The organism is Ligilactobacillus acidipiscis DSM 15836 (assembly GCF_001435755.1).
GTDB lineage: Bacteria > Bacillota > Bacilli > Lactobacillales > Lactobacillaceae > Ligilactobacillus > Ligilactobacillus acidipiscis.
On sequence record NZ_AZFI01000107.1, the window covers coordinates 1 to 7,284 of the forward strand.

Genomic DNA, 7,284 nt, shown 5'->3' on the forward strand with positions numbered 1-7,284 from the left:
TTCATCAGTACCACTTGATAAAGAACCAAAAGGCAAAGCAACCATAAGCCGCCTTACCTTCAAACAGTTATAGAAATCAGGTGGTCTTCACCACCAGTCTCATTTTAGTATGTCAATTAGTTTAGTTAAACCTCTTTTGCAATTCTTAACCTTAATTTAGAAGGACTAACAAACTAAAATTTCCACTCTAAAATGGCTTAATAGAGAACAAAATTATTTACTTTCATCTTCTGATTGTAAAACAGCCATAAACGCCTCTTGTGGGATTTGAACCGTTCCGACATCTTTCATCCGTTTCTTACCGCGTTTTTGCTTTTCTAACAACTTAGCCCTTCTATCAGGATCTCCAGTGTGGATCCGTGATGTAACATCCTTCCGATAAGCCTTGATATTAGTCCGAGCAATTATTTTAGAACCAGTTGCCGCTTGAATTGGGATCTCAAAGTTTTGGCGTGGAATGATCTCTTTAAGCTTTTTAGTGATCACACGCGCACGTTCTTGTGCAAACTGCTTATGCGAAATAAAACTTAACGCATCAACTTTATCACCATTTAACAAAATATCGATTTTTACCAAATCACTCGGTTGTTCCTGGTCAAATTCATAATCCAATGAAGCATAGCCCCGTGTATTTGATTTTAACTTATCAAAGAAATCAAAAATAATTTCCGCTAACGGCATTTTATAAATCACATTGACCCGCGTATCATCCAAATAATCCATCGTCACAAACTGTCCCCGCTTGCGTTGGCACAATTCCATCACTGCCCCAACATAATCATTAGGCACCATTATTTCCGCTTTAACAAATGGTTCATTGATTTGTGCAATATTTGAAACCTCCGGCATATCTGCTGGGTTTGAAACCTTAACGTACGAACCATCAGTCAGCTTAACATTGTAAGTAACTGCTGGAGCCGTTGTGATCAGATCCATATTAAACTCACGCTCTAATCTTTCCTGAACGACATCCATATGCAACAATCCAAGAAAACCACAACGAAAACCAAAACCTAAAGCCTGTGATGTTTCTGGTTCGAACTCCAAGGCTGCGTCATTTAATTGCAGCTTTTCAAGAGCTTCTCGTAAATCATTGTACTTAGCATTATCCGTCGGATATAGTCCAGAATAAACCATCGGATGCATTTCACGATAACCCGCTAAAGGCCTATCAGCAGGAGAATCTGCGCTAGTAACAGTATCACCGACCCGTGTGTTTTTTATATTTTTAATGCTGGCCGTCAAATAACCAACATCACCTGCCATCAAAAAATCACGTTTGAGAGGTTTAGGCGAATTCACCCCTACTTCAGCAACTTCATATTCCATCCCACTATTCATCAATTTGATCCGATCACCCGGCTTAACAATACCTTGTGTGACCCTGACGCTTAAAACAACACCCCGATAATCATCATAAATTGAATCAAAGACCAAAGCCTTAAGTGGTGCTTTAAGATCACCAGCAGGAGCAGGTATCTGTTGCACGATCTGTTCCAACATTTCCGGTATTCCAAGACCGGCTTTACCGGAAGTTAGCACTGCTTCAGATGCATCTAAACCAATCAAATCTTCAATTTCCTGTCGAACGACCTCGGGCTGAGCCGATGGAAGATCGACTTTATTAATGACAGGAATAATCTCTAAATCATCGTCAATAGCTAAATAGACATTTGCTAGAGTTTGGGCTTCCACACCTTGGGCGGCATCAACGACTAGCACTGCCCCTTCGCAAGCAGCCAAAGACCGCGAAACTTCATACGAGAAGTCGACATGTCCTGGCGTGTCGATCAAATGAAAAATATAATCTTCTCCGTCTCTAGCATGATATTTTAATTCAACAGCATTCAATTTAATAGTAATTCCTCGTTCTCGTTCAAGATCCATGGAATCCAAAAGTTGAGCTTTCATTTCACGGTGGGAAACAGTATCCGTCAATTCAAGAATACGATCGGCAATAGTAGATTTCCCATGATCTATATGAGCCACGATCGAAAAATTACGAATATGTTTCTGCCGCTCCTTCATTTCCTCTATATTCATTCAGCAAATTCCTGCTTTCTCTTCTGTTATCTTTCTAACGTTATATTATAGCCTGTCAAAGACTTAACCGTCAATTTAGCAATTTTTCTATATTTTTTAAGACAAAAAACCCTCAATGGAAAATTTATTGGCAGAAGTCAAAGCCCTAAAAAACAAGCATCAGTAAGTTTTTATACTTAATTTTTTAGGTATTTTAAAAAAAGTTAAAAAAATGTTGTATACAACCTTGTAAGCGTTTTTCTTTTACGGTAGAATGAATGGTGTTGATTTTTTAGCTTATCAGAGAGAAAGGATGTATTATTTTGCAAAAACAACAAACCGTTGAAGCCGGCGTTGCTATGATTAAAGTTTTAGAGTCTTGGGGAGTCAAGCATGTTTATGGGTATCCTGGCGGTTCGATCAGTTCGACACTTCATGCTCTAGAAGTTGAACAAGAAAACATCACTTACGTACAAGTCGGTGCTTTAGCAGCTGCTGGTCATGCCAAAGCTACTGGTGAAATCGGTGTAGCTTTCGGTTCAGCCGGCCCTGGTGCTGTAAACTTATTGAATGGTTTATACGATGCAAAAGAAGATAATGTTCCCGTTTTAGCTATCGTTGGTCAAGTTCCGCGCGCAAACATAAACTATGACTACTTTCAGTAGTTTCCAGAAGTTCCTATGTTTACTGATGTTGCAGATTACAATCGTGTTGTTATGACACCAGAAAGTTTGCCATACGTTGTCGATAAGGCTATCCGTGAGGCATACAAAAACAATGGTGTGTCTGTTGTTGTTATTCCTAATGATATTGGTTTTGAGGAAATTGAGGATGTCCCATTCTCTTCTGCACAATCAACAGATCAAAAAGCAGATCCACAACCTGAAGCTACTGACGAAGAAGTCAATCATTTACTTGAAATGATCAAGCAGGCTAAACGCCCAGTTTTCCATGTTGGTTCAGGAATTAAAGATAACCAAGACAAATTACAAAAATTATCAGAAAAACTCCAAATCCCTGTTGTTATTACTGGTCTTGCAAAGGGTAAGGTCGATGATGACTTTGCAGGTAACATGGGTACCTCTAACCGTGCAGCATCTAAAGCTGCTGACGAAGTATTCGGTTCAGCTGACTTGGTTATTGCATTGGGCGCTAACTTTCCTTTTGCTAACTTAGTTTACCGGACACATGATTTCACATTTGTACAAATCGATAATGACAAGTCCAAGTTTGGTCGTCATCATTACCTTAACTACAGTATCTGGTCTGATTCAGGTAAATTCTTGGACAAAGCCCTTAAATTAAGTGAACAGCAACCAGAATCACCATTTTACAAGGCTGCTGTCGAAGATATGAAAGACTGGAGAGCTTATCTGGACAGTTTAATGAACAAAAATGAAGGTGAAGTTGAATACGAACAAGTTTATCGTGAAATCAATCGTATTGCAGAACCAGATGCTCTCTTTGCAGTCGATGTTGGCGATAATATCATTAATAGTTTCCGTTTCTTAAACATGAAACGTGGCCAAAAGATGACTATCTCCGCTCTCTTTGCAACTATGGGATATGGTCTTCCAGGTGCAATTGCAGGACAATTTGCTTATCCAAAACGTCAAGTCTTTAACATTGCTGGTGACGGTGCGTTCTCAATGGTCATGCAAGATCTTTTAACACTAAACAAGTACAACTTGCCAGTCATTAACGTTATTACATCAAACCAATATCTCAGCTTTATTAAATCTGAACAAGATGATTTAACTATGAACGATTTTGGTATTGACTTAAAAGATGCCAAGTTCAAAGATATTGCTGAAGCAATGGGTGTTCATGGTATTGAAGTTAATAAAGCAGAAGACCTGGCAGCTGCCTTCGATGAAGCACTTGCAACTTCAAAAGCCGGCAAACCAGTACTGATCGACACTAATATTACTGGCAAACGTGGTATCCCAGTTGAAGAGCTGCAACTTAAAATTGAAGGAGATCACTTTGTTGAATATATTTCCGACGGTTATCAAAAAGCTCATGGCAAACGTTCTATTGAAGAATTCTTTGCAGAATATGATGCTTCTGAATTAAAACCATTCCCTTGCTACTTGGAAAAATATGGTGTACAACTTTAATATTTCAAAAAAGTCACATCATTCATGATGCGGCTTTTTTATGGTACAGTGTATATATTCAAACCACTACAAATAAGGATGGAAAACATGACAAAATTAGCAGTCTACTGTGGAGCCTCTACAGGGGTTTCGCCAGAATTTGAAAAAGCTACGATTGAATTGGGAAAATGGATGGTTGCCCATAATTTCGAATTAGTGTACGGCGGAGGCAAATATGGATTAATGGGGACACTGGCAAAAACGATCAGTGACAATAAAGGAAAAGTTTACGGCATAATACCTGAAGTCCTATATAAACGTGATATCGCATTTGACCGTTTAACAGATTTAGAAGTTGTTGCTGATATGTCTACTCGTAAAAAGAAAATGCTTCAAATTTCCGATGCCTCCTTGGCTTTACCAGGAGGTCCAGGCACACTGGAGGAAATTTCACAGGCTTTCTCCTGGTCGCGGATCGGAGAAAACCCTAACCCTTGTATTTTGTATAATATCTCTAATTTTTATTCACCCTTAGAAAAAATGTACGATTCCATGGTTAAAAACGGCTTTTTAACAAGTGATGATAGACAAAAATTACTATTTACCAGTTCATTACCTGAAATACTAAGCTTTATGAGTAGTTATACACCACCACAGGTTCGTAAATACAGTCGTAAAGACGCAAAAAAATAAATTTCTTGGGCTAATATAACTGGTTTTGGAGGCAAAGGGTCATGACCAAATCTACCATCGACAATAAAGCTCTTTTGTTTAATTATCTGTATAAGAACGTAGCTAAAGCCTTGCCAGCAACTTGCTCAATTCGTGCAGCCAATTTCTCAAAATCTGATATTAGCGCATATTTTTTATTGAAGTATGCTCATAATCTATGGCTAACGCTTAGAACTGCTGATCATCCGCTATGGCTCAAGAATGCACAACAATTACAAATTGACCTGGGCGACCCAGCAGATTTGGTCCGCTTTTCAGCGTATTTAAAAAAATGCCTTGCACTCAAGAAAAATAACTATTTTCATATAACTTTGGCAGAAATTTCAATACTGAATTTTTTGCTTTCGCTTGAACAAAGAGGCTTGATCTGCGTGCTTCGGCTACCCGCTAAAATATCCTCATCTCATAAATCACTGCCGTTAAATCTCAGCATGTTTATGACACAGGACTTTTATTTAGGACAAAGAAATAATCTCAATCATTTATTATTGCCGATCAAAGATGAAGAATTCCAAAAAATAGTTGCTCGTTTATATGGCAGAAATTTTCTTTTTTCACAATTTTCCGGGCATTCTTTGCTGAAATTGTTGCCTACTAACCAGTGGATCCTCCCTGTATTATCAGACTTAGACCAAAAAAACACCAACTGGCAACAAAACTGCCAACAATTTCTATCAGACAAAACACTCTTAAAACAACTCTAAAAAAGCAGTATCATCATGACTCCAACAAATCATGAATGATACTGCTTATTTGAACTCATTACAAATTACTCAAATTCTTCGTACTCATTAGGGTCTTGCCCATCGATCCGCCCATCTTCACGATCTAAAGTATTGATTGCTTTGATCTCGTCATTTGTCAATTCAAAATCAAAAATATCAAGATTAGAACGCTGATGATCCAAATTTGTTGATTTTGGTAAAGGAACAATGCCACGCTGAATGTGCCATCTGAGCAAAATTTGGCCAGCATTTTTATTATACTTCTCAGCTAATTTTTTAACGATCGGCTCTGTTAGTGCAGAACTGCCCCGTCCCAAAGGACTCCATGCTTCAGTTACAATGCCACGTTTAGCATTTTCTTTTACACGCTGATCATTTACCCAATAAGGGTGGATCTCAATTTGATTGACTGAAGGAGTAACGCCGGTTTCACTAATAATTTTATCAAGGTGTTCGGGTTCAAAATTAGAAACACCGATCGATTTAATTAATCCCAGCTTTTGAGCAGTGACGAGAGCCTGCCAAGCTTCGACGTAAAGTCCTCTTTTAGGCAATGGCCAGTGAATTAAATAAAAATCAAAATAATCTAACCCCATTCGAGCTAACGACTCTCTGATCGCGTTTAAAGCATCATCATAATGATGATATTTTCCAGGTAGTTTAGAAGAGACGAAGATCTGATCACGGGGAACACCAGAATCGCGAATAGCTTGACCAACTATCCCTTCGTTGTCATAATTTGTTGCACTGTCGATCGAACGATATCCATCTTTAATTGCGGAAATAATTTGATGATAGCCAATTCCACCACGTAATTGGTAAGTTCCCAAGCCCACTTTAGGTAACTTGTAACCATCATTTAATACTACTTCAGGTATTGTCATTTAATAAATCCTCCTTTAATATATTCTTTAGCTATAGTATAACGCAAAACCGTATTAAAATAATGTAATATATTTAGTGACATATATCAGGCTAAAAATCTAAAAAATCATGTTGTCTTGTATTATGCAACTAAGTTTCTGCTGATACTCATTGCTTTACTACAATAGCAAATGTTGCATAATACAAACACATACTAAATTAAGGAGAACTTCCGATGAATATAACATTTAGATATGCTAAATTAACTGATCTGCCAAAAATTGTTGCAATATATAATCAAACTATCAAGTTAAAAAATATAACGGCTGATATTCGCCCCGTTTCCGTTTCAGAGAGAAAAGAATGGTTTGCATCTTTCTCAAATGACTCTCATCCTCTTTGGGTCTTAATAAATGAAGAAGGTGAAATTGTTGGCTGGGTCGGATTAGAACCTTTCTATGGCAGAGCCGCCTATGAGAAAACTGCAGAAATCAGTCTTTACTTAGATGAAAATTATCGCGGTCAACACTTAGGCACTAAAACTCTTGAATTTATTTCAGCACATTTAAAAAAATTAGGTATTCAAAACATAGTTGCTTTTATTTTTAAACAAAATACGGCGAGTTTAAACTTATTCAAGAGACATTTCTTTGAAGAATGGGGATTCTTACCACAAGTTGCTCAAATCGACGAAAATTACCTCGATTTGGTCATTATGGGAAGACATTTTGCAAATGACCAGTAAACGACAGTAAAAAAGGTGGTTGTTACTAACGAAACAGTAACAACCACCCTTTTTTTATTTAAATTCTAGGTTCTATAATATTTGGTACTGATAGAAA

Annotated in this window: 5 protein-coding genes and 1 pseudogene; 4 read left to right on the forward strand and 2 right to left on the reverse strand. The window is 37.6% G+C overall.

Features of this window, described 5'->3' with window-relative positions:
- Positions 1 to 213 precede the first annotated feature (213 nt).
- Positions 214 to 2,043, reverse strand: coding sequence for a translation elongation factor 4 (lepA, locus tag FC65_RS07520; RefSeq protein ID WP_056972142.1), 1,830 nt, complete (start codon positions 2,041 to 2,043; stop codon positions 214 to 216).
- A 338-nt stretch (positions 2,044 to 2,381) separates the two neighbouring features.
- On the opposite strand from lepA, the pseudogene spxB reads away from it, so the two are divergent.
- The 3 genes and pseudogenes from spxB to FC65_RS07535 all read left to right on the forward strand — a co-directional run bounded on the left by spxB (position 2,382) and on the right by FC65_RS07535 (position 5,557).
- A pseudogene (gene spxB / locus FC65_RS07525) lies at positions 2,382 to 4,142 on the forward strand (pyruvate oxidase).
- A gap of 87 nt (positions 4,143 to 4,229) precedes the next feature.
- Complete coding sequence (locus tag FC65_RS07530; protein WP_056972143.1) at positions 4,230 to 4,814, forward strand: LOG family protein; 585 nt, start codon at positions 4,230 to 4,232, stop codon at positions 4,812 to 4,814.
- Between the two features lie 41 nt (positions 4,815 to 4,855).
- Positions 4,856 to 5,557 (forward strand): hypothetical protein, encoded by a 702-nt coding sequence (locus tag FC65_RS07535; RefSeq protein WP_010496144.1) that lies wholly within the window; start codon positions 4,856 to 4,858, stop codon positions 5,555 to 5,557.
- 65 nt (positions 5,558 to 5,622) lie between these two features.
- Here the strand turns inward: FC65_RS07535 and FC65_RS07540 are convergent, their stop codons facing one another.
- Positions 5,623 to 6,462: an aldo/keto reductase gene (locus FC65_RS07540; RefSeq protein WP_056972144.1), complete on the reverse strand. Its 840-nt coding sequence runs from the start codon at positions 6,460 to 6,462 to the stop codon at positions 5,623 to 5,625.
- A gap of 215 nt (positions 6,463 to 6,677) precedes the next feature.
- Here FC65_RS07540 and FC65_RS07545 point away from each other — a divergent pair, with 215 nt between their 5' ends.
- On the forward strand, positions 6,678 to 7,187 hold the full coding sequence (locus FC65_RS07545) for a GNAT family N-acetyltransferase (RefSeq protein ID WP_056972145.1): 510 nt from the start codon (positions 6,678 to 6,680) through the stop codon (positions 7,185 to 7,187).
- Positions 7,188 to 7,284: the final 97 nt, after the last annotated feature.

Coding starts and splice junctions, on each gene's coding strand:
- lepA (WP_056972142.1), bottom strand. CDS start 2,043: ATGAATATAGAGGAAATGAAGGAGCGGCAGAAACATATTCGTAATTTT.
- FC65_RS07530 (WP_056972143.1), top strand. CDS start 4,230: ATGACAAAATTAGCAGTCTACTGTGGAGCCTCTACAGGGGTTTCGCCA.
- FC65_RS07535 (WP_010496144.1), top strand. CDS start 4,856: ATGACCAAATCTACCATCGACAATAAAGCTCTTTTGTTTAATTATCTG.
- FC65_RS07540 (WP_056972144.1), bottom strand. CDS start 6,462: ATGACAATACCTGAAGTAGTATTAAATGATGGTTACAAGTTACCTAAA.
- FC65_RS07545 (WP_056972145.1), top strand. CDS start 6,678: ATGAATATAACATTTAGATATGCTAAATTAACTGATCTGCCAAAAATT.